The sequence below is a fragment of the Yoonia maricola genome (genome assembly GCF_002797915.1).
Taxonomy (GTDB): domain Bacteria; phylum Pseudomonadota; class Alphaproteobacteria; order Rhodobacterales; family Rhodobacteraceae; genus Yoonia; species Yoonia maricola.
Genome location: NZ_PGTY01000003.1, coordinates 217032 through 237538, shown reverse-complemented (window position 1 = coordinate 237538; position 20507 = coordinate 217032). Strand labels below are relative to the sequence as shown.

Here is a 20507-nt window from a genome sequence, read left to right as displayed (position 1 = left end):
CCCTTTTGAGTATATTGACCAAGATGAAAGGAGCGGTCGGTCAAAGAACGACCCGGTGCTCTGACTGGCCGGTGTAGTGTGTTGGTGTGGCAAATGTCTTGCCCTGCTGGTCACCCGTACGCCCTACCGCAGCACTGGTGCAGAACAGTGTTTTTAGATCATCGCCACCGAAGGCAGGGCAGGATGTTTGAAATGCGTCAAAGGCGAAGCTTTCGATGAATTTGCCGTCCGGGGTATATCCGGCGGCGCGGCCAACGCCCCATTGTGCGTTCCATAGGTTGCCTACTGCATCCACCACGGCACCATCCGGGCGGAAGTCCGTGCCGTGCAGGTCGATGTGCAGGGCGGGTGCGTCCGCAGGCCATCCTTCGGCGTCGAGTGCGACACGCATGATTTGCTGTGTTGGTGTGTCGGTGAAATAGGCGGTCTTGCCGTCGGGTGCAAAGCAGATCGCATTTGAGATCGTGATCGGCGCAAAAAGCTGGCGGAGTTCACCTTTGTAGTAGCGATAGATGGCACCTGCGCCATCCTCGGCGTTGATCCCCATGGTTCCGATCCAAAAGCCACCCTGCGGGTCCGCCCGCCCGTCGTTAGAGCGGGTTACGTTGTTGTCTGCCTCAAGCGGGGTGATGACATGATGGTCCCCGGTTGTGATATCGAAGTGCCGTAGCGCGTCACTTGTCGCGACCATCAAGGTCGTTTCAGAGGTCCACCCAGCGGCGCTGACGTAGTCATCAAATTGCCAGTGTTGGCCTTTTGTGTGCAGGCGTTTTCCCAGAATATCGAACCAGAACAATTGCTTGCGCAATGGGTGCCAGAGCGGCCCTTCGCCCAATTGGCATTGCGTATCATCAAAAATCATAACGCGGCCTCATCAAAGGCGGCAACGATATCGCGGGTGCGCGCCGCGACCTCGGCGACGGAAAGTCCCGGTTTGTAAAGGGCAGACCCGATCCCGAACCCATCTGCAGTGGCCGCCATCCACGCCGCAAAATTATCCGCGCCCGCGCCGCCCACGGCATAGACCTGAGTGTCAGGCGGCAGAACCGCACGGATGGCCTTGATCCCGTCAGGGCCAATCAGGCTGGCAGGAAAAATTTTTAGACCGTCCGCGCCTGCTTTGAGGGCTGTAAAACACTCAGTCGGTGTCATCACGCCCGGCCAGCTTTCCATTCCGGCCGTCTTGGTTGCGACAATCACGCGTTGGTCGCAGTTTGGCGACACGATCAACTTACCACCGGCTTGTGCCACGCGTCCGACATCATCGGTGGACAGAACAGTACCTGCACCAATCAGTGCATCCGTGCCGTGTGCATCGGCCATTGCCATAATGCTACTGAATGGATCAGGTGAATTCAGCGGAACCTCGATCTTGGTGATGCCCGCGTCGATCAGGGCTGCGGCCATTGGCGCAGCTTCCGTTGGCGTAACACCGCGCAAAATGGCGATCAATGGACGGTCCATGGTTTATCCTTTCAGGCGCTTGTAGGCGGCCGTAAGCCCGGCAAGCGTTGTCGCAGCGGCGTTCACCTGCGTTGCAGGTACGGCTTGGGATGCGAGGGCTTTGATGTAAAGCGTTGATAGCCTGCTCTCACCAATCACGGCAATCTGCTGGCCCAGCCAATAGGGTTTCGCCGCGACCAGTTCTGCCCCGATAAGAAGGCCAGACAGTTGCGCGCGAGCGGCATCACCTGAGAGCCCATTGAGCAGGCTATTGGCCCGCAGGGAAAACAGCCGTGCTGCCAACCGTTCGGGGCGTGACAGGCTCTGGTCTAGCCCTTCTGCAAAGGCGGCATCATCCCATCCGTCTGCGGCAATGGCGTGGCGTAGCACTGTTTGCTTGGAGATTGTGTCGAACAATTCGCCGGTCATGAATGTTTGAAAGCTGACCACCTCATCTGCACTGATATGCACCCATTTGGTGTGGGTGCCGGGCAGGCAGATGACGCCGTCCCAACCCGGATTGCGCGCCAAAAAGCCGCTGATCTGGGTTTCTTCGCCGCGCATCACATCAGCGGGTTGGGTCTGCTTGATGCCAGGAATGACGTGGACGGTCAGATCAGGATGGGTTGTCGGGGCGATCACCAAACGCTCTGGCAAGGTCGTGCAAGGTACGGAGGCATATGGTGCTTCAATCCAACCCTGCCGAGAGCCGACCATGCCGCAAGCGATCACCGTTGTGGGCCCCGCGATCCAATCGCCGATAGCCGCCAAAAGAGCCGGTTCAAATGCGTCTGGCGACAGCTGCCCCATGCCTTGATCCGATCTAGCCTCGGCCAATACCGTGCCTGATGCTGACATGGCCCAAGCGCGCATGTTGCTAGTGCCCCAATCGACGGCGATCCAGCCAGCTTTGATGTTCGTATCCGTCATCCTGTGCCCACCACGCCTGCATCTATTGCGATGGTCTGCCCTGTGATCATTGCCGATGCCGAGGACGCCAGAAACAGCGTTCCACCGACCATATCATCTGGTTGCATGAACTCTTGCAGGCACTGTTTTTGCAAGAAGGCTGCTTTGGCTTCGGGCGTCGCCCACATCTTTTCCTGTTTTTCCGTCAGTACCCAGCCCGGGGCGATCGCATTGACGCGGATGCCCTTTGGGCCCCACTCACGCGCCAGCGCGCGGGTCATACCCATGATCCCGGCGTTGGCGCTGACATAGGGTGTCATCCCTGCGAGTCCCATCATATAGGTGATTGAGGAATAGTTGATGATAGACCCCTTGGGTGCCATGACCTCTGCTGCTTTTTGGCAGGCAAAGAAATAGGCTTTGAAGTTAATGGCTTGCTGGGCATCCCAGATGTCTTCGGTGATGTCCACTGCGTCATAGCGCATATCGTTTGCGGCGTTGTTGACCAACACGTTCAGTGGGCCATGCGCATCGGCTGCCTGCGTGATAGCCGCTTGCAGTGTCTTGGTGTCAGTGATGTCACCTTGGATGAACAGCGGGGCTGTGCCGTGTTTTGTTTCCATTTCTGTCACAAGCGCCGCAGCGTCCAACTTGTCGACAAAGGCGACTTTAGCACCTTGCGCGACGAACCCTTCGGTCAGTGCAGCGCCGATGCCGCTCCCCCCACCAGTAATAAAGACTGAGGCCCCGTTGAGATCATGAAAGGTTGCGTTCATAGACGTGTCCCCTCTAACACCCACATCCGTTCCGGGAAGGACCACGGTAGCGTGACACCGTGGTGCATCAGGTAGTTGCCCGACAGCTCCAGCGCGTCTTCTTTCAACGCAGTGATGCCGCGTGACAGGTGGTGCAGGGACGCGCGGTTGATCAGGTCAATCCGATAGGTTGCCGCCTGTTCCAGCCCGGTCAGGCGTAACGGCCTTGGCACGATTTGTGCGCTGGTGGCGGCCTTGCCTGCGAAGACAACAAAGCGATCCTTATCGCGTGCCAATTGCTGTTCTGCAATCACCGCCGGGTCTGCGCTATCAAGACGCAGGATGTCGGCAGTCTGCATCCAGTCGCGGTTGTGTTTCCACCAGCTTGTGACCTCTTTCAGCGTTGCAGCCTCTGTTTCATCCAGTTCACGCGGATCCATTTCGAACCCCATGTGGCGCTGGGCTGCAACCCATGCGCGGAACGACATATCAAGCGTGCGGCCAGAGGTGTGGCAATGACGCGGCCCGACATGGCTGCCGGTCACCGAGAGGGGCAGGAAAAGGGCAGCATCATGTTGAATGCGCAGCCGCTCGAGCGCGTCATTGCTGTCCGAAAGCCAGACCCGCTGCGTGCGCCCTAGGATGCCGAAATCAATGCGGCCCCCGCCTGACGCGCAGCTTTCGATTTCCACATGCGGGAAATCAGCACGCAGTCGGTCGATCAATGCGTATGAGCCGCGTGTTTGCGATGCATCCGGCATGGGTAACACGCGGTTGTGGTCCCACTTGATATAGTCGACATGATGGTCGCGCAAGATCGCAGACATGCGTTCATAAAGGAAATCACGGACCTCGGGCAGCGCCATATTCAGCGCCTTTTGCTGGCGGCCCAGCGTTTGATCTTCGGCGCCAAATACCCAATGCGGGTTGGCCCGGTGAATGTCGCTGTCTTCGTTAATCATCTCTGGCTCGAACCAGATGCCAAAGGTCATGCCCAGCCCATGTACATGCTCGATCAGCGGGTGCAAGCCATCGGGGTATTTTCGTGGGTCGACGGTCCAATCCGACAGGCTGCGGGTGTCGTCGTCACGATTGCCGAACCAGCCGTCGTCGAGCACAAAGCGTTCTGCTCCGAGCGCTGCAGCGCGATCTGCGATGTCTTGGAGAACGGGCAGTTTATGATCGAAATAGACCGCTTCCCAACAATTATAGTGCACTGGGCGGGGCGCATTAGGTTTGGGCCATGTCACGATCCGGTCGCGCAGGTGGCGCTGGAATGCGACAGCACAACCATTCAGGCCAGTGTTCGAGTATGAGATATAAAGTGGTGCTGTCTTGAACTGGGTTGCGGCTTCCGTTTCCATCCGCGCGGCATGCCCCCATTGGATTTGGCGGCGACCATCTTGAAGTTCTTCAGCGATCATTTTGTGACCACCAGACCAGCCATAGTGGAAGGCATAAGCTTCGCCTTCGGTGTTGGTGGCTCCGCGACAGGGGACAATCAAGCCCGGAAAATGTTCATGCCCCGTGCGTCCCGTGCGGTTTTCGCGGTAGCGCATGCCGGGGGCCCAAGCGGTACGCGACAGCTGGAATTCACCACACCATCGGCCTGAAACATCAATCATCTCGTCCGATTGCTGCGGTCCCGGAAGCACGGGTGCGGCAAGCCAATGCAGGTGCACGGGACGGGTTGCGTCTAATGTCGTTTGGCAGGTGATGATGTGCGTGTCAGGGTCACTGATGAAACTGACTGTGAGGGTCAGCCCGTTGTCTTTGTCCGCGTATGTCAGTTCCAGCGTACCGTTCTGTTCAAAGCTCTCAAAACAGAACTTCGGTAAGAGCGGTGTGCCGTCGTTGTCGCGCACGATCAGCCCGGGTTGGCCGGGAAAGCTGCGCGTGGCCTCGGGACAAACTGACAGGTCTGGATTTTCGTCCAGCATCCCGCCTGTCACGTCAATTGCATGTGCGGCATACAACGTGTCGAGGTTCTCATCCTCCTGCAGCAGCGCGCCCCAATACACCACCTCCGGCAGACGGTCATTGCGTGCCGCCAAAACAAGGGTCTGGCGGCCATCGTCGATACGATAGGTTCTGTTCATGGTCGTCTACTTTACAGCTCCGAGGGTGAGGCCCGCGATAAAGTGTTTCTGCATCAAAAAGAACATGATGACCGGCGGTAAGGCTGCGACGATCGATCCTGCGCTCATCAGGTGATAGGCGGCGCGGAACTGCGAGTTAAACTCGGTGATCCCGGCGGTGACAGGTTGCGCATCTGGTCCTTGGGTTAAGACAACGGCCCAGAAGTAATCGTTCCAGATGAACGTAAAAATCAGCACAGCGAGGGCGGCCAATGCGGGCTTCATCAAGGGCAATACGACATAAAGGAAGATACGCCACTCCGCGATGCCCTCAACCCGGGCCGCCTCGATCAACGGGAAGGGCAGAGCACGGATGAAGTTGCGCATGAACAGCGTGCAAAACCCGGTTTGGAAGGCGATATGGAAAAGGACCAACCCGGTCTTCGTGTCATAAAGGTTCATGCTAACGGTCAGATCACGCACCGGCACCATGAGGATCTGGAAGGGTACAAAGTTACCGGCAATGAAGATGAAAAAGATCAGCAAATTGCCTTTGAACTTGTAAACGCCCAGTGCAAACCCCGCCATGCAGGATAAAGCAACAGCACCAATGACGGTCGGGATTGTGATCAGCAAAGAGTTAAACAGATAACGCGGCATATTCGATTCAAAGAACACCTTCCCGTAGTTCGAGATAGCGTCGAAACTACTGGGGATACCCCAGTAGTTTCCGTTGACGAAATCGGCCTCTGGCTTGACTGAGAAGTTGGCCACAGCAAGCAGCGGTAACAGCCAGATTAACATAACCAAGGGTACGAGGATTTGATAAGAGATTTGCCAGGTTCGTGAGGTCTTTGCGATAGGTGTCGGAAACATTAATGCGCTCCCTTTTCTTCACGGTACATCGCGTAGAGAAAGTAGGTGATAAACCCGAGCATGATGAAGAACAGGACCACGGCGATGGCCGCGCCAAAACCCATGCGAAAACCAAACTCCGACAGAGACTCTTCGAACATATAGAATGATAAGACGCGGGTTGACCCGAACGGCCCCCCGTTGGTCATTACGCTGATCAGGTCAAAGGATCGCAATGCGCCGATGATGGTCACCACGAAAGCGATGAAGGTTGCAGGCTTGAGTTGCGGCAGGATGACGTACCACAGCATTTTGTGGCCCTTTGCACCATCCAGACGCGCCGCCTCTACCTGTTCGGGGTCAACTGCGTTCAGGCCAGTGAGATAGAGGATCATGCAATATGCGGTCTGCGGCCATAGGCCCGCTGCGATGATCCCGTAAGTGGCCAGTGTCGGATCGCCCAAGATGTTCACAGGACCCGCGCCGAATACGCCGAGAATAGCATTCAATAAGCCTTCGCGCGGCAGGTAGAACCAGCTGAACACCAACCCAACAACGACTTGGCTGATCACGAAGGGGAAGAAGAACATCGACTTGTAAAAGCGGATGCCCGTCACCGTTTGATTTAGGAACAGCGCAATAAATAGCCCAGCAGGGATGGCCAGCAGATAGAGCACCAGCCATTTGAGGTTGTTCCAGAAGGAGACCTGAAACTTGCGATCCATGTTCTGATCGCCCCAGCCGAGCAGGCGCTCGTAGTTGGCCGTGCCGACCCAAGTTTTTTCGCCTAAGCCATCCCATTCGTGGAACGAAATCCAGAACGACTGCCCGATTGGGATGATGACGTAGACCGCAAAGAAAATCATCGCGGGTAACAAGAACAGCCACGGTGTGACAGCAATCTCGTTGCGTTTGTACCAGCTTCGGTTGGTATCGGCAGATGCCATGACCTTCTTGTCTCCTGCGGACAGCACATGCGAAAATCTCAGGTCAGATTTGCGGATGGGCTGTGGGTCGTGTTGCCCACCCGCGGTACGGATAGGCATGTAAGGTGGGTTTTAACCCACCTTACTGTTTGGGTTATTGATAGATACGCTGACGTGTCTCTTCGAGGCGCGCCAGGATGTCGTCCAGATTGTCCGGGAACACCATGAACTCTTGCAGGCCTTCCATGCCGACGGACGCCATTTCTGCATCAAAATCACGGTCAAAGAACTGCATGATGCCGCCGCCTGCATTGTTCGACAGCATGTCAAACCCCTGCGCAAGGAACTTATCGTCATCAATAGATGCATTGGCGTTTACAGGCAGTTGACCCAAGGCATCGCCGCCGTTGATCGCTGTTTGCACTTCAGCGGATGTCACGAAACGCAGGAACTCTTTCGCGGCGTCCATGTTTTGTGCGCCAGATGCGATATGGAACGTATCTGTTGGTGCGTCTTCCGCAAAATCAACGTCTGCGTTGATGACCGGGAACTGATAGAAGTCCAATTGATCGTCGGTCAAACCACCGTCACGCATGGCGGCGACCGCGAAGTTACCCATCAGGTACGAAGCAGCTTCGCCATTGACCATGAATGGTAACGCTTCCTGCCAGCTGTACGTCTGGTGGTCGTCAATGAACGCACCCATGTCGATCAGCTGACGCCAGTTGGCGAAGGTCTGACGCACGCGGTCATCGGTCCACTCAACTTCGCCACGGGCCAAGGCGATGTGGAAGTCATAGCCGTTTGTGCGCGAGTTGATGTAGTCAAACCAGCCACCTGCCGTCCAAAGGAACTTGGTACCGATCGTGTAGCACTTTACGCCGTTGTCCAGCAGGGTCTGGCAGTTCGCCAGTTCTTCTTCCCAGTTGGAAGGCTCGGTCAGACCATATTGGTCAAAGATGTCTTTGCGGTAGTAAACGCCCCATTGGTAGTATGTATACGGCACACCCCACTGCGCATCGTCCAGCGTCATCGCACCTTTGGTTGAAGCCAGCGCTTCGAACTCTGGTTCGGCCCAGAGATCAGAAATATCGGCGAAAAGGCCAGCGTCAACATAAGGACGCATGCGGTTGGCCGCATACCAGTTCACAACATCCGGTGGGTTTGCACCCAGCGCGTTGCGGATCTGTGTCTTCCAGGCTTCGCGGTCCACGATTGTCAGGTTGACCTCAAGATCGGGGTGCAACGCATCAAAGTCAGCGGCAAGCCCTTCCATCACGGCGCGTGGCGCAGGGTTTGACATGTCAGAGATAATGTTGAGCTCGCCCGATAGATCTTGGGCAGCAGCGGATGACGCGGTAACGCCAGCAGCAACCAACGCCGCAAGCGACGTCTTCAAAATGGAATGCATGGTTTCCTCCCAGTATGCTTCCGTTTGTAAACCGGTCTCATTATTTGAAACTTGGTTTTGGATGTTGATACTAAACCGCGAACCGGCTAGCCTTGTCAACATCTCAAAGCGGCACCGTTGAGGAGATCGGTGTCGAAGCACGTTCGAGATGAGGGAGGACAGATGGCACGCGTGACCGGTGACGGCACAGTCGGCAAGGCACTTGAAGTGCTGGATCAGGTGGCAGCCTTTGGGCGGCCTGTACGCTTTGGTGAGCTTCTGGCGGAATCGTCGTTTCCCAAGCCAACGCTGTACCGGTTTGTCCAGACGCTGACCAACCAGCAGATGCTTGCCTATGACCCAGAGCGGCAAACCTACAGCCCTGGTGTACGTCTTGTCCGTTTGGCCCATGCTGCTTGGGAACAGTCAACGCTTGCCCCCGTTGCCCGCCCGCATGTTGACGCGTTAAGCAAGGCGGTAGGTGAGACAGTGCATCTTGCTCAGTTGGACAATGCGCAGGTTCTTTACATCGACAAACGCAATGCAGGCCAGCCGGTTCAGATGTACAGTCAGGCAGGCAAGGTCGGCCCGGCTTATTGCACCGGCGTCGGCAAGGTGATGCTGGCCTTTCTGGATGACAGCACGGCTGCGCACGTTATCGAACAACAGTCATTTCATGTTTTCACGGAACACACGCTTGATAGCGCCGATGCGCTGCGGGCTGAATTGGCCGACATTCGCCAGAACGGTTATGGTTTTGACCGTGAAGAACATGAACCCGGTATTATCTGTGTCGCGATGCCCATCCTGACCGATGCCGGCCGCGTGCTGGGCGCTTTATCGGTCACCAGTACAACCAGCCGCACAAACCTTGCGGGGCTCGAAGCCTTCGTGCCGATCCTGAAAGCGACGGCAAACAAAATTACGCGGGACGCCCAGAACTGGAGCTTTCCGGACTACAACACAAAAGAAAAAACGGGGATCTAGGCCATGTCAGGTGTTACACTGAATAAGGTTATCAAGCGCTATGGCGATGTGCAGGTCATCCACGGTGTCGATCTGGACATCGCCGATGGCGAATTCTGCGTCTTTGTCGGCCCGTCGGGCTGTGGCAAATCCACGTTGCTGCGAATGGTTGCCGGTCTTGAGGAAACGACCGAAGGATCGATCCATATCGGTGATCGCGACGTCACCCGGATGGATCCGTCCGAACGTGGCGTGGCAATGGTGTTTCAGACCTACGCGCTCTATCCGCATATGACGGTGAAGGATAACATGGGGTTCGGCCTCAAGATGAATGGCCATCCCAAGAATGAGATCGAGAGCAAGGTGGCCGAGGCGACCCGCATTCTCAAGCTTGAACCTTATCTGGATCGCAAACCATCAGCCTTGTCGGGTGGGCAGCGCCAACGTGTGTCCATTGGCCGTGCTATTGTCCGTGGGCCCGAGGTGTTTTTGTTTGATGAACCACTTTCCAACCTTGACGCGGAACTGCGGGTTGAGATGCGGGTCGAGATCGCCCGCCTGCACAAGGAAATCGGTGCCACGATGATCTATGTCACCCATGATCAGGTCGAGGCGATGACGCTGGCCGATAAGATCGTGGTGCTGCGCCTTGGTGTGATCGAACAGGTCGGCGCGCCGATGGACCTTTATCGTGATCCAGACAACAAATTCGTGGCAGGGTTTATCGGCTCACCTGCCATGAATTTTGTGAACGGCACGGTAAAGGGCGGTAATGTCGAGGCTCCGGGCCTGGCAGCCCGCTACGAAGGGCTGATCAATACGGCCTTTGAAGGCAAGGCGGTCAGCGTCGGTGCGCGCCCTGAACATATCACAATTGATCCGGCCGGGGACACGCATACTGTAGAACTAACAGAGAGCCTTGGCGGCGTGTCGTTCGCCTATCTGACTAGCGAAACGGGTGAGCGGGTAATTGTAGAGGAACGTGGCGATATTCGATCCGAAGAGGGCGCGACCGTCGGTATTCATATCGATGCAAACCGGATCTATCTGTTTGACGCAAAAACAGAAGACCGAATACGTAGCTGATAGTTTGGCTTCGTTGACAAATTATTAACCCCTTGCCACACATATATCTTGTGCTTGTGTGTACGGCAAAACGTCTATTGAGGGAGGGCTGTACCGGTGTCTTTGCTTCCGATCACCCCGTTTGAAACACTCCGGGTTTCCAACCCTGTTCTCAAAGGTATCATGGTGGTCGTCATGAAAGTGGCGGACATGTTTGGTTTTTGGAAAGTACCGCGCAAAGGTGCGGCAAGTGATCTGCCGGAAATGGGTTTACTTGATAATTTGTACTGGGTGTATAAATCCCAAAATCTTGTTTCCCTCCCCGAAAGCGGCCTTGATACATCGGCATTTATGGACAGCACTCATGTGCAGCTTGCGCCAGATGCCACTGACGGATCAAAGCTGACGATAAGTTTTGCGGGGGATATCCTGCGCACCCATCGGGCCGAGCCGGTAAAAAACGAAATTTACGGATCGATAGAAGATTTGCTTTTTGATGCCGATTTGTCGATTGCCAACTACGAATCTCCTGTCACGACACAGCCGCTGGTGGATGAAGTGATCGGCGATGCCGGGCCGCCCACAGAATGCGCCTCAGAGGTCCATTTCGAGGCGTTGACCAGCCACAAGGGTAAGTTCATCGATGTCTTGAATGTGGCCAACAACCACATTTTCGATATGGGTGCCGAGGGGGTGAAGACAACGCTTGCTGCCTTGGCGAAACGCAATATCACCCCCCTTGGTATCTTTGATGATCCATCGCAGCAGACGACTGCGAAAACGGTTGAAAAGAATGGTATCAAGCTTGGTTTTGCGAGCTGTACATTCGGGACGAATGGTCATCCGCCACCTGATGATACGCCGCATAGCGTGAACATTGCCAAGCTGACGTCCAAACATGCGGCACCTGATCTAGCCTTGCTCAAGGCGCAGATATCGCACGCCAAAGACGCAGGGTGCGATCTGGTCGTCGCTGTTTTGCATTGGGGGCATGAGTTCGAACTTTTTCCCCGCCGCGCGCAGCAATTGGCGGCGCAAGAGCTGGCTGATTTCGGGGCCGACATCATCGTGTGTCACCACCCCCATGTCGCCCAGCCCATTGAGCTGTATCGCACTAAATCCGGCGACCGGACGGTGCCAATCGCCTACTCACTTGGCAGCCTGTTGTGGGGCTTTGCGCATGAGAAAATTGCGTCCAGTACAATTCTGCAGGTCGATGTGCAAAAAACCAATGGTAAAACGGCGATTTCCAGTTTCACGGCAACACCCGTGCGGTGGCATGCCGAGAAACGGGGCGATACCGTGGCCCAGAGGGTGACTCGGGTTAACGTTTAACGCGCGTGCTATCGTTTTCCGTAGTACAGGCCGACCACATGTTCTGCCTGCGCAAAGAACAACCAGCGTAGTGTCAGGACACCAGCGATATGGCTCAGAACAGCGACGGCGGCCAGAATGTGACTGAACGGCAAAAGCAGCAGGATCACAGGCAGGACAAAGGCCAGTCCGATTGTGATGATCCGTAACTGGTCCGCGTGTTTGCGGCCCACCTGATGGATAAACTCGCGCATCAGATAGTTGGTGCCAGTGTGCGGCGGCTCAAATGCGCGGACTTTGCCAATGTGACCGAGGCCCGTCGCGGTGGCCATGTCGGTACCAGAGGTTTTGAACCGCGTATCGCCCACGCCCCATGCAAAGATTTGCAGGATACCACCTGCGATCAAAAGGACAGCGGCGATGCGGATTTGGCCTGACAACAGCGCGCCGCCGCTAATGGACAAAAGCAGGTACATCGCCGGGGTCGTCCAGTGCCGCCAGCGGGGCACTGTCTTCATCTGCGCGTAGATCATGGATGTGGTAAAGACCACGCCGAGTGATGCGACGCCACCGATGATGCCGACCAATGCCAAACGTGTACCGGCAAAAACCAGCCCCGCCCCGTAGATCGCCATGACGATGAGGGCAATAACAGCGCAGACCCCTTCTCGGCTGAGCCAACTGGTTTTCCATTGGCTGAAGGCTTTGACCGCACGCTCCGGGTGCCCGAGATGGAAGGTTGACGCGATCAGGCCGCCAACAGCGAAAAGGTAAGCGAGAGTGAACCAGATGAAGGCGCTCATGCCTGTTGGCACGAGTACGCCGAGACCGAGCCAGAAGAGCAGGCCAAAGCCCAGACCAGAGAAAGTGTTGAAGATGATAACGGATGCTGCGGGATGCATTACTTTGCTCCTCCAGGCAGTGATGAGAGGGCCTTGTCGAGCCAGCCGACGAAACCCTTGCCATCGCTGGCAACGGGTTCAAGATAAGGGGCCAATACGTCAAATTCCGGCATTTCATCCTTGGGGCGTGGTGGCAGGTATTTGTTGACCGGTTTCGTGCCTTGTTCCGGCATCAGGTCAAACCCGCCGCGTTCGGCGACTAGTTTGGAGACATCACTTTCTTCATCGCCCAAGTCGCCAAAGTGCCGCGCGCCAGCGGGGCAAGTCCGCACACATGCAGGCTGGCGGTCTTCTTCGGGCAGGTTTTCGTTGTAGATGCGGTCGACGCAAAGGGTGCATTTCTTCATGACCCCTTCTTTGGCGTCCAACTCGCGTGCGCCATAAGGGCAGGCCCAAGCGCAAAGGCCGCACCCGATGCAGTCACTTTCGTTGACCAGCACGATGCCGTCCTCGGCACGCTTATAGCTGGCCCCTGTGGGGCAGACGGTGACACAAGGGGCGTCTTCACAATGCAGACAGGATTTGGGGAAGTGGATGAGTTGGGCTTCGCCTTGGTCCGGCTGCACCTCGTAGGAATGCACACGGTTGAGGAATGTCCCTGATGGATCAGCGCCATAGGCCTGTTGATCTGACAAAGGCGCGCCATAGTTTTCGGTGTTCCAGCCTTTGCAAGAGACAACACAGGCGTGACAGCCAACACAGGTATCAAGATCGATCACAAGGCCGAGTTTCTTGGCGGATGGCGGGGGAAGTTGGGTCATAGCGCTGTTCCTTTGGTCAAGGCAGGAGCCGCCGCCATTGCCGACTGGATCAACGGCGCATCAGTTTGGATCAGGCCGGTGCGTTCTGCGGCATCCCATGTCGCGATATACCAGATGAAGCTGCCCAAGGTGAGAATGACGAAGGCTGCGATCATTAAAAGTGTGCGTTTAGTGTTCATTTTGCAGGCTCCGTTTCGCCGCGTGTCGCGATGGCAATCGCTGCTGCAATGAGGCCAAGGCCAGACAGGATACTAAGCCATCTTTCGAATTTATGTCCCAACGCGGTCACCAGTCGTGATGCGAAGGTGCCCATCGCCAGCAAGATTGCACCGTCGATGATCAGGTAGGTTAGGCCAAGAATGGCCACCTGTGCTGCGACAGGGGCGGCCGGGTCAATGAATTGCGGAAAAAGCGCTGCAAAGAAAACGACAGCATAGGGATTGGCAGCTGAGGTCATGAAACCGCGGCGAAACAATGCCTGCCCTGATGGCACTGGCTTGGCGTCCGCTGGCCGGGTCGCATCGCGGATCATCCGCACACCCATCCAGATCAAATAGGCGACACCGGCCCATTTGATAACCGAAAATGCGTTAGCGGATAGCGCGATAATGCTTGCCAGACCGAACCCTGCGATCATGATCTGGATCGCATTTGCAGTCAGGTCGCCTGCCATGATCGGTGTGGCCTTTTTCAGCCCATGCTGGACCGCACCCCCGATGAAAAGCAGTTGGCTGGGCCCCGGTGGGTGCGCGAAAAACAAAAGGACCGTTCCAAGGTAGATGATGTAGGTTTCAATGCTCATTTGCCGACCTTCCAGTCCAACTCGCTCGGTCCCTTGCCGACGGGTGACTTGATCGCAGGCATCGCCGGCTGCGCTTCATTGGGTATGGCGGATTTCTCGATCTTGACCCGTAGATCAAACCAGGCCGCTTGGCCTGTGACCGGGTCAGAGTTTGCCCAGCGCAGACCGTCGCCTTTGGGTGGCAGCAATTCGTGGATCAGGTGGTTCAGCAGGAAGCCTTTGGTGGCTTCCGTGGCCCCTTCATCCAGCGCCCATGTGCCTTTGCGTTTGCCGATAGCGTTCCATGTCCAGACCGTATTTGCGTTCAATGAGGCTTGGTGTGCGACGGGGACGACGATGGAACCGTGGGTCGAACTGACCTTGGCCCAGTCGCCATCCTTGAACCCGTTTTCTTCCCAGATTTTGGTAGGCACATAAAGCGGGTTATGCCCGTGGATTTGTCGCAACCATGCGTTCTGCGTGCCCCATGAGTGGTACATCGCCATAGGTCGCTGGGTCAGCGCATGGACGGGGTATTCGTCGAGATCGACTTGGTCGTCTTCCAGCGGGCCGTACCAGATCGGCAGCGGATCCATTGTCAGTTTCAGCCGTTCGCGCAGGTGTTCGGGTGGTTGTCGTTCGCCGATACCTTCGGCAGCCGCCTGGAACTTGCGCAAGGGTTCGACATAGAGTTGGAAGATGTAGGGCTGGACAACATCGTAAAAACCCATTTTCACCGCCCAATCCTGATACTCCATGCTGAAGGGTTTGTAGTAGGCTGCGTTTTCCGGGACGTGTTCCAGCCAGAAGCCACCGTTTTCGATGTAGCGGTCCAATTGGTTCGGGTTCACCTCACCACGTCCATGATCATCGCCGTTGCCACGAAAGCCGGCCAGAGGGCCCACGCCGGGACGACGGATATGGTTGGTGATATAGTCGGCGTAGTCTTGATACTTTTGGCTGCCATCCTCGTTCACAAAACCGGGCATACCCAGGCGTGCACCCAGATCACATAACACTGACTGGAAGCCGCGCACATCGCGATCAGGTTCCACCACGGGCCAGCGGATCGCGTCTGCGACGCCGTCAGCCTCGCAAATCGGGCGGTCGAGTAGCGAGATGCAGTCGTGCCGTTCCAGATAAGTGGTGTCGGGCAGGATCAGGTCGGCGTAGGCCACCATTTCAGAGGAATAGGCGTCAGAGTAGATGATGTTAGGGATCACGTAATCGCCGTTCTCATCTTTGTCGGTCAGCATCTTATGCACGCCGCCCACATTCATGGACGAATTCCATGACATATTCGCCATATACATAAACAACGTATCGATCTTGTAAGGCACGCCTGCATGTGCGTTTGAGATCACCATATGCATCAGCCCATGGGCCGACATTGGATTTTCCCACGAATAGGCTTTGTCGATGCGGGTGGGGTTGCCTTCGGTATCCAGCAGCAGGTCCTCCGGGCCATGCGTATAGCCAAGATGTGGACCGTCTAGGGCGGCACCAGGGGTCACTTTGCCGTGCGGCTTAGGATGTGCCGTTGCAGGCTTGGGGTAGGGCGGTTTGAAGCGCATCCCGCCGGGCACTTCGACCGAGCCGAGCAAGATTTGCAGCACATGCAGCGCGCGACAGGTCTGGAAGCCGTTGGAATGGGCCGAGATCCCGCGCATCGCGTGGAAGGATACCGGGCGTCCGACCATCTTGTCGTGCTTTTTCCCGCGGAAATCGGTCCATGGCCGGTCCAGTTCAATCGCCTCGTCAAAGGCGACGCGCGCAAGGTCAGCGGCAAGCGCACGGATGCGCTCGGCAGAAATGCCGCAGCGTTCGGCGACGGCTTCGGGTGCGTAGGCGTCCGAAAGGTAGCGGTCGGCCATCTGATGGAAGACCGGGCGGTGTGTGACGCCTTTGGCACGGTGTGTGGCGGCTAGATCGGGCTCTACCCCTTTGCCGTTCCAAGGGGCCAATTTGCCGGTGTTGCGGTCAATAACTTGCGGTTGCCCTTCGGCGTCACGCAGGAACAGACCGAATTGCTCGGACTTGGGGTCTTCGTTCACCAGCACGGATGCGTTGGTGAAACGCGCGAGGTAATCCAGATCGATCTTGCCCGCCCTCATCAGGCAATGAACCATCGCAAGGATGAACAAACCGTCCGTACCGGGTGTGATCCCAACCCAATCGTCAGCCACGGCATTATAGCCCGTGCGGATCGGGTTCACGCCGATCATGCGCGCGCCGCGTGCTTTGATCTTGCCGATGCCCATTTTGATGGGGTTGCTATCGTGGTCTTCGGCCACACCAAAGAGCATGAAAAGCTTGGTATGATCCCAATCAGGTTGGCCAAATTCCCAAAACGCGCCGCCCATGGTGTAGATCCCCGCGGCCGCCATATTGACCGAGCAGAAACCGCCATGCGCCGCAAAGTTCGGGGTGCCGAACCCTTGCGCCCAGAAGCCGGTAAAGGATTGCGATTGATCACGGCCTGTGAAGAACGCCAGCTTTTCTGGGTGTTTCTCGCGGATCGGTCGTAGCAAATCCGTGGCCATGGTTAGTGCTTCTTCCCACGAAATTTCTTCAAACTCACCTGACCCACGCGCGCCAACGCGCTTCAATGGCGCGCGCAACCGTGATGGCGCGTTGTGCTGCATGATGCCGGCGCTGCCTTTGGCGCAAAGCACACCTTGGTTGACGGGATGGTCCTTGTTGCCTTCGATATAGGCGACCTTACCGTCCTTCATATGTACGTTAATCCCGCAGCGGCAGGCGCACATGTAACAGGTCGTCTTGCGGACCTCGTCCGAAACCTTGGGCGATGTATCAAGTGGGGGCTGATCAAGGGACATCTAAAGGACCTTTCAGGCGAATTGCGTACGGACAAGGGCAGTGCCGGCCAAAGCGCAGAGCAACGACAGACAGAGAGGGCGATAGTAGGCGGCGAAACGTGGTATGAATAGCCGTTGGCCGATCATCACACCAATGGTGGTTGGTATCGCAAGGCTGAGGCCGCGTGCGACCGCTGTGCCATTCATAACGCCGAACCAGATAAGTGTTATAACCGTTGTAAGTGAGCTGATGAAAAGAAACAGCACTAGGGCTGCACGCATTTTTGCCGCCGAGGCGTCTTGGGACAGTACATAGATGGCAATGATCATGCCTCCAATGCTGGCTAGCCCGGTTACGACACCCGCCGCAAAGCCGGAGCCGTAAAGCCCAAGTTTTGTTGCGAGAAATGCAAGGCGAATCTTGGCCAGTTGGGTGATCGCCAGTACGATGATCAGGATCAGGACGATCAGTTGACTGGCTTCGACCGATATTGATGTCGTCAACAAAACGCCAAAGGGGACACCCAGCGTTGATCCGATAACCAAGCCCAGTACGACGCCGCGGTCTGCTTCTTGCCAGCCTCCCCTAGCCATCAGAAGCGAGGCGGTCATTTCCAGCCACCAGCAGATCGGGATCAATTGCACGGGGGGTAAGATAATCACAGCACTTGCCATTACGATAGCTGAGAGCGCAAAGCCCGAGAATCCACGCACGATGCCTGCGACCACAACGATGACGGTCAGGATCAAGAATTCCTGTCCTGTCAGATCAACGGCTGTGAGCAGGCTTTCAAACATTCAGCGCCCCTCTGCCATCAAGGCGAGTGCATCACGGGCGATTTGTTTTTCTTCGTCGGCGGCAATGACATGCACAGGTACATCACCAAAGCAGGACAGCAACGCCATTATCCGATCACGAATTGGGGCGGCGTTTTCTCCTATCCCACCGGTGAACGCGACCGCATCAAGGCCACCCATCGCAATGATGGCAGACCCGGCGTGACGTGCGGCCCAGTAACAGAAATGTTCGACTGCAAATCTGGCGGCGTCATCGTCACGCTCGAGCAACGTCTTCATGTTGTTGTCACCGGCAAGCGCTTGCAGGCCGCCATTTTTGTTGAGCATCCGATCGGTTTCATCCTCACCCAGTGATTTCGACATACGCAGGACGGCTGCACCATCGATGTCGCCTGAACGGGTCCCCATCGTTAGGCCAGAAAGCGGCGAATAACCCATAGATGTAGCAATCGACTTGCCATTGTGGATGGCGCAAAGGCTGGCCCCATTTCCCAGATGGAAGGCGAGCAGATGTTCGGGCAGCGCATCGCCAAAATCAGCGACCATGTTGGCATAGGACAACCCATGAAACCCGTAACGTCGGATGCCTGCGTCGTGGTGCGTTTGCGGGATCGCATAGCGGGTCGCGACCTTTGGGTTTGTCGCGTGGAATGCGGTGCCAAAGCTGCAATATTGCGGCAGATCGGGTGCGATTTTTTGCAGCGCATAGACACCGGCAAGGTTGTTGGGGTTGTGTAAAGGTGCCAGCGGGATCACGCTTTCGATGGTCGCAATCACCGGCGGGCGCAGCCGCGCTGGTTGAGTCATCACAGCGCCGCCATGCACGATGCGGTGGGCTGCAGCGGCGAAAGCGGTGATTGGATAACCTGCATCGGCCAAAGCCGCTAACATCAGTTCAAGCGCATGGGCGTGGTCGCGGGTGGTGATCGCTGTTGTGGTTGCTCCCAGCTTGAGTTCGCCTGCCGTGCCAAGGTTCGTCACGCGGCCAGAGATGAGAGAATTCAAGATTTCATCAAATACCTCGATTTTTAACGAGGAGGAGCCAGCGTTCAGAACAAGGATCATGTCGGCAATCCACAGCTGATTGCGGCAAGGGCCGCTGAAGCGATCCGGGCTGCCGGAGGATCAGCGCGCGAGGTTAGCAGGATTGGTACTTTGGCACCGGTCACGACCCCTGCGGCACAGCCGCCAGTCAGATAAACGAACGCTTTGAAAAGCGCGTTGCCAGAGACAATATCTGGTACGATAATTGCATCTGCCTGACCTGCAACGGGATCATCCGTCAGTTTCTTGGTGGCCACTGCACTGGGTGACATGATCAGGTCCAGTGCCAATGGGCCTGACACATCAGCATTCTCGATGTTCGCGCGCGCCCAATCCGCAAGGGCCCGTCCATCCACTGAACTTGGCACCGCTGGGATGACGCTTTCTGTTGCCGATAAAATAGCGATCTTAGGCCGTGCGTTGCCAAGCTTGGCCAGCAGCTTTTGTACTTCGATGATGGACGACTGGCGCGTTTCCAGATCAGGGACCACGTTCACCGCTGCGTCCGAAATCAGCATCGGTTTGCCGCCATCTGGGTGCGAGATATGGAAGATATGCACAAAGCGTTGCCCTGTGCGTAGTCCCGCGTCACGGCTGACGGCGGATTTCATAAAGACATCCGTGTGTAGCTGGCCTTTCATCAGGACGTCAGCTTCACCTGCACCGCAGAGGCCAGCGGCGGTTTTACCCGCCTCGTCCTCGCCTGTAGTGTCGTGCAGGGCGTAGCCTGAGATATCCCAATCCAGTTTGTCCGCCTCTGCGCGGATCATATCCGCCTCACCCACGAAGACCGGGATCATGATGCCTGCTTTGGTCGCGTCCTCTGCCGCTTCCATCGGCAGGGGCGATCCTGCGCGGGCGATGGCGACGCGCGGTGCGCCAAAACCTTGGGCGCGGGCAATCAGGTCGGCGGGGGCAACAGCTTCGCGGTTGGAAAGAAATGGGGAACTCATGTCATATCCTTATAATGGCGCGCATCAGTCCCAACAGGGATAGAGCTAACAGCAGCATCACCGCAAAGCGCCGAAATGTCGAAGGGGAAGCGGATAAAAACTGACGCCCGCCCAGCCAGACACCTAAGGCGAGCATCGGAAAGGCCAATACGATGCCGCGTGCGGTATCCCATGTGACCAGACCGCCCGCCCAAAGAAGAGGCATTGTGATCATATCGAGGCCGGTGAGATAGACGATCATGGTGGCGCGAAACACCGCCGCTTCCATAGGCTGTGCCGACATGAAGGCGGCGACCGGCAAGCCGCCGATCCCGGCGCTGTTGCAGATGCCCGACAGGACGCCGACACCGCCGTGCCCCAACGGGCCGATCCGCGCCCGCAACGTCCAGCCTGACAACAGAACAAGCGATAATACCAGAATGATCCCCGAGATGATGATGCGCACCGTGCCCTCGCCCACCGACAGGATGAACGAAACCGAGAAAGGGAGTGCGATTGCAGCCCCCACCAGCAGCCATAAAATCCGACGCCAGTCGATGTAGCCGCGAATGCCGCGGGCTTGAAAGACTGTCATCAACATTTCGCATGCAAAGACCACCGGAATGAGAGGGAGCGGGTTTGTCACAAGGGCCGCGAAGGCAATGAAGATCGCTGAGAACCCAAAACCTGAATAGCCCCGGACATAGGCGGCCCCCAGCAAAGCAATTGCAAGGGCCGCCGCTGTGCCGGGGCCGAGGTCGAATGGCAA

20 protein-coding genes are annotated in these 20507 nt (G+C 56.7%); 3 read left to right on the top strand and 17 right to left on the bottom strand.

All coding sequences use genetic code 11. The features are described from left to right. Positions 1–40: 40 nt before the first annotated feature. The 8 genes from BC777_RS15430 to BC777_RS15395 all read right to left on the bottom strand — a co-directional run bounded on the left by BC777_RS15430 (position 41) and on the right by BC777_RS15395 (position 8377). Positions 41–862, bottom strand: a complete 822-nt coding sequence (locus BC777_RS15430; RefSeq protein ID WP_100369102.1) for an SMP-30/gluconolactonase/LRE family protein — start codon at positions 860–862, stop codon at positions 41–43. After that, positions 859–1464, bottom strand: a complete 606-nt coding sequence (locus BC777_RS15425; protein ID WP_100369101.1) for a 2-dehydro-3-deoxy-6-phosphogalactonate aldolase — start codon at positions 1462–1464, stop codon at positions 859–861. The genes BC777_RS15430 and BC777_RS15425 overlap by 4 nt, the downstream gene beginning before the upstream one ends. Before the next feature lie 3 nt (positions 1465–1467). Next, positions 1468–2373 carry a 2-dehydro-3-deoxygalactonokinase gene (locus tag BC777_RS15420; protein WP_100369100.1) on the bottom strand — a complete coding sequence of 302 codons (906 nt, stop codon included), beginning with the start codon at positions 2371–2373 and terminating at the stop codon, positions 1468–1470. Beyond that, on the bottom strand, positions 2370–3128 hold the full coding sequence (locus tag BC777_RS15415; RefSeq protein ID WP_100369099.1) for an SDR family NAD(P)-dependent oxidoreductase: 759 nt from the start codon (positions 3126–3128) through the stop codon (positions 2370–2372). The genes BC777_RS15420 and BC777_RS15415 overlap by 4 nt, the downstream gene beginning before the upstream one ends. Beyond that, the gene (locus BC777_RS15410; protein WP_100369098.1) at positions 3125–5206 is read right to left on the bottom strand and encodes an alpha-galactosidase; all 2082 of its coding nucleotides are present in this window, start codon (positions 5204–5206) and stop codon (positions 3125–3127) included. The genes BC777_RS15415 and BC777_RS15410 overlap by 4 nt, the downstream gene beginning before the upstream one ends. A gap of 6 nt (positions 5207–5212) precedes the next feature. Continuing rightward, entirely contained in the window at positions 5213–6061 is an 849-nt protein-coding gene (locus tag BC777_RS15405; RefSeq protein WP_100369097.1) for a carbohydrate ABC transporter permease, read from the bottom strand. Next, positions 6061–6987, bottom strand: a complete 927-nt coding sequence (locus BC777_RS15400) for a carbohydrate ABC transporter permease (RefSeq protein WP_100369344.1) — start codon at positions 6985–6987, stop codon at positions 6061–6063. Before BC777_RS15400 ends, BC777_RS15405 begins: the two co-directional genes overlap by 1 nt. 133 nt (positions 6988–7120) lie before the next feature. Then, positions 7121–8377, bottom strand: a complete 1257-nt coding sequence (locus BC777_RS15395; RefSeq protein WP_100369096.1) for an ABC transporter substrate-binding protein — start codon at positions 8375–8377, stop codon at positions 7121–7123. Between the two features lie 171 nt (positions 8378–8548). Here BC777_RS15395 and BC777_RS15390 point away from each other — a divergent pair, with 171 nt between their 5' ends. The 3 genes from BC777_RS15390 (at position 8549) to BC777_RS15380 (ending at position 11722) form a co-directional block, all read left to right on the top strand. Continuing rightward, positions 8549–9343, top strand: a complete 795-nt coding sequence (locus BC777_RS15390; RefSeq protein WP_100369343.1) for an IclR family transcriptional regulator — start codon at positions 8549–8551, stop codon at positions 9341–9343. Positions 9344–9346: 3 nt separating this feature from the next. After that, the gene (locus BC777_RS15385; RefSeq protein WP_100369095.1) at positions 9347–10408 is read left to right on the top strand and encodes an ABC transporter ATP-binding protein; all 1062 of its coding nucleotides are present in this window, start codon (positions 9347–9349) and stop codon (positions 10406–10408) included. Between the two features lie 96 nt (positions 10409–10504). Beyond that, on the top strand, positions 10505–11722 hold the full coding sequence (locus tag BC777_RS15380) for a CapA family protein (protein ID WP_100369094.1): 1218 nt from the start codon (positions 10505–10507) through the stop codon (positions 11720–11722). A gap of 8 nt (positions 11723–11730) precedes the next feature. Here BC777_RS15380 and BC777_RS15375 read toward each other — a convergent pair whose 3' ends face one another. Genes BC777_RS15375 through BC777_RS15335 form a run of 9 tightly spaced genes read right to left on the bottom strand, consistent with a single transcriptional unit; the run spans position 11731 to position 20507 of the window. Then, positions 11731–12603, bottom strand: a complete 873-nt coding sequence (locus tag BC777_RS15375; protein ID WP_100369093.1) for a dimethyl sulfoxide reductase anchor subunit family protein — start codon at positions 12601–12603, stop codon at positions 11731–11733. Then, entirely contained in the window at positions 12603–13364 is a 762-nt protein-coding gene (locus BC777_RS15370) for a 4Fe-4S dicluster domain-containing protein (RefSeq protein ID WP_100369092.1), read from the bottom strand. Before BC777_RS15370 ends, BC777_RS15375 begins: the two co-directional genes overlap by 1 nt. Beyond that, entirely contained in the window at positions 13361–13543 is a 183-nt protein-coding gene (locus tag BC777_RS15365) for a hypothetical protein (protein ID WP_100369091.1), read from the bottom strand. The genes BC777_RS15370 and BC777_RS15365 overlap by 4 nt, the downstream gene beginning before the upstream one ends. Next, the gene (locus BC777_RS15360; RefSeq protein ID WP_100369090.1) at positions 13540–14166 is read right to left on the bottom strand and encodes a LysE family translocator; all 627 of its coding nucleotides are present in this window, start codon (positions 14164–14166) and stop codon (positions 13540–13542) included. The genes BC777_RS15365 and BC777_RS15360 overlap by 4 nt, the downstream gene beginning before the upstream one ends. Then, positions 14163–16985: a molybdopterin oxidoreductase family protein gene (locus tag BC777_RS15355; protein ID WP_100369089.1), complete on the bottom strand. Its 2823-nt coding sequence runs from the start codon at positions 16983–16985 to the stop codon at positions 14163–14165. Before BC777_RS15355 ends, BC777_RS15360 begins: the two co-directional genes overlap by 4 nt. 12 nt (positions 16986–16997) lie before the next feature. Further along, on the bottom strand, positions 16998–17762 hold the full coding sequence (locus tag BC777_RS15350) for a sulfite exporter TauE/SafE family protein (protein ID WP_100369088.1): 765 nt from the start codon (positions 17760–17762) through the stop codon (positions 16998–17000). Next, positions 17763–18827, bottom strand: coding sequence for an acetate/propionate family kinase (locus BC777_RS15345; protein ID WP_100369087.1), 1065 nt, complete (start codon positions 18825–18827; stop codon positions 17763–17765). It abuts the gene before it with no gap. Beyond that, complete coding sequence (locus tag BC777_RS15340) at positions 18824–19759, bottom strand: phosphate acyltransferase (RefSeq protein WP_100369086.1); 936 nt, start codon at positions 19757–19759, stop codon at positions 18824–18826. Before BC777_RS15340 ends, BC777_RS15345 begins: the two co-directional genes overlap by 4 nt. A gap of 1 nt (position 19760) precedes the next feature. Continuing rightward, the gene (locus tag BC777_RS15335; protein ID WP_100369085.1) at positions 19761–20507 is read right to left on the bottom strand and encodes a sulfite exporter TauE/SafE family protein; all 747 of its coding nucleotides are present in this window, start codon (positions 20505–20507) and stop codon (positions 19761–19763) included.